This window comes from Noviherbaspirillum denitrificans (genome assembly GCF_002211445.1).
In the GTDB taxonomy this organism is placed as follows: domain Bacteria; phylum Pseudomonadota; class Gammaproteobacteria; order Burkholderiales; family Burkholderiaceae_D; genus Noviherbaspirillum; species Noviherbaspirillum denitrificans.
This window is the reverse complement of record NZ_LSTO01000001.1, coordinates 864,697-866,819: the sequence shown is the minus strand read 5'-3', so window position 1 is coordinate 866,819 and position 2,123 is coordinate 864,697. Positions and strand designations below refer to the sequence as shown.

Annotated in this window: 4 protein-coding genes; all 4 read left to right on the top strand. The window is 63.5% G+C overall.

Annotation, left to right across the window (positions count from 1 at the left end):
* Window positions 1-299 (top strand): efflux RND transporter permease subunit (locus tag AYR66_RS04380; RefSeq protein WP_141104157.1); only part of this gene is annotated, 299 nt, incomplete at its 5' end.
* A gap of 20 nt (window positions 300-319) precedes the next feature.
* On the top strand, window positions 320-562 hold the full coding sequence (locus tag AYR66_RS04375) for a hypothetical protein (protein WP_088706508.1): 243 nt from the start codon (window positions 320-322) through the stop codon (window positions 560-562).
* 154 nt (window positions 563-716) lie between these two features.
* Window positions 717-1,301: an NAD(P)H-dependent oxidoreductase gene (locus AYR66_RS04370; RefSeq protein ID WP_337366734.1), complete on the top strand. Its 585-nt coding sequence runs from the start codon at window positions 717-719 to the stop codon at window positions 1,299-1,301.
* Between the two features lie 94 nt (window positions 1,302-1,395).
* Window positions 1,396-2,123 (top strand): DUF748 domain-containing protein (locus tag AYR66_RS28190; protein ID WP_206047055.1); only part of this gene is annotated, 728 nt, incomplete at its 3' end.

The following is a 2,123-nucleotide window of genomic DNA, read 5'->3' as shown; positions in this document are numbered from 1 at the left end:
CGCGCTGCGACGCGCTGCCCGACGCCTGCCACAAGCGCGCGCGCCCCATCATCATGACCACGCTCGCGATGGGCGCGGGCATGCTCCCGATCGCGATGGGCGTCGGGATTGCCGACGCCAGCTTTCGCTCGCCGATGGCAATCGCTGTGATCGGCGGCCTGATCACGTCCACCGTGCTCAGCCTGCTGGTGGTGCCGGCGGTGTTCACCTACATGGATGATTTCGAAGGCCTGGTGCGGCGGGTGAGGGCGAAGCTGCGCCGGCATCCAAAGGGAAGCGCTGTCGAGGAAAAGGCCTGATAACGTTGAAGGAAGATGACATGAGTGTATTCAGCAAACCGGTGTTCGAAGGCACCGTGGTATTCGAAGGCAATGAGCTGTTCAAGGGGCAGGGCGCGGCGAAGCAGTGGGCGCAGCAGGTGGGGAATGAACTGGGGATCGCGGTCGAGGCGCGCAAGATCGGTACCGGATGGGCGCTGGTCGGGGAGCTGGATGGGGTGGAAACGGTGTGGGGGATTTTCGGGCAGAGGTTGAAGCGGATTTCGGGGGCGGGCGGGGAGTGACCGGGTCCATCATGTCTCGCAGGAAACATTTTGGCGAGACTGACGTACCCCTTGGTTATGAGGCGCCGCCGGATTTCCTTGATCCGCTTCATTGAATTCGTCCCGTCAAAGGCGGAGAGTGTCATTGCACACACAGCAAACGAAGGGAGGCATCATGGGCAAGCGCATCCTCCTGGTACAGGGACATCCGGACGCCACGCAGCGTCATCTCTGCCACGCACTAGAAGACGCCTACGCCGCCGGCGCGCAAGCTGGCGGGCATGAAGTCCGCCGCATTTGCATCGCCACCCTCGATTTCCCGCTGCTGCGCAGCCAGCAGGACTGGGAACACGGCACGCTGCCGCCGGTGCTCGCCGCGGCGCAGGACGGCATCCACTGGGCACAGCACATGGTTTTCTTCTTCCCGCTCTGGCTGGGCGACATGCCGGCGCTGCTGAAAGGCTTCCTCGAGCAGGTGGCGCGGCCGGGTTTTGCTTTCAAGGGGGAAGGAAACGCGTTCACCGCCAAGGGACTGACCGGGCGCTCGGCGCGCGTGGTGGTCACCATGGGCATGCCGGCCGCCATCTACCGCTGGTACTTCCGCGCGCACAGCATCAAGTCGCTGGAGCGGAACATCCTCGGCTTCGTCGGCATCTCGCCGGTGCATGAAACCCTGGTCGGCATGGTGGGCAACCTGAAGCAGAAGGACGCGGACAAGTGGTTCGCGCGGATGGAAAAGCTGGGGACGATGGCCTCGTAGGAAGTGCGGGCATTTGACGGATTCGCGGCGCCGTGTAGAGTGGAAATACCACTGGTAGAATCCAGCAACCTTCGTTGCACGGCGTCTCGCGATCATGTCCTCAACTTCCTCCCGCCTGTCGTCCTGGGCGAAGCATCCGAAACTGCGCCGCGGCGCAGCAATCCTGGCCGGCATCGTCCTCGGCTATGGCGTCATCGGCTTTTTCATCCTGCCGGGCGTCATTCGCTCGCAGGCGGAAGCGCTGATCGCCGAAAAGCTGCATCGCGAAGCCACGGTCGGCGCAGTCGAATTCAATCCCTATGCGCTGACGCTGACGGTGCGCGACTTCAAGGTGCGGGAGCCAAAGAGCCAGGAAACCTTTGCTTCCTTCGACCTGCTGCATGTCGACCTGGCAGGCGAATCCCTGCTGCGCCTGGCGCCGGTGGTGCGCGAGCTGCGCCTGTCCGCACCTTATGTGCACCTTGCGCGCACCGGGCCGAACCGATACAACATCGATGACATCATCGAACTGATTGCCAGCCAGCCGCCTTCCGATGAACCGGCGCGCTTCTCCGTCAACAATATCCAGGTTGACGCCGGCCGTATCGCCTTCGACGACAAGCCGGCGAAGGCTACGCATGCGGTCACCGACATCGCGCTCGGCGTTCCCTTTGTCTCGTCGCTGCCGTCGCAGGTCGGCATCTTTGTCGAGCCGCTGCTGCGCGCGCACGTCAATGGCGCTCCCTTCGAGTTCAAGGGCAAGGCGCGGCCGTTTGCCCACCCGATGGATGCGGTGGTGGACCTCAAGCTCGATGGCCTCGACCTGACCCGCTACGTCGATTA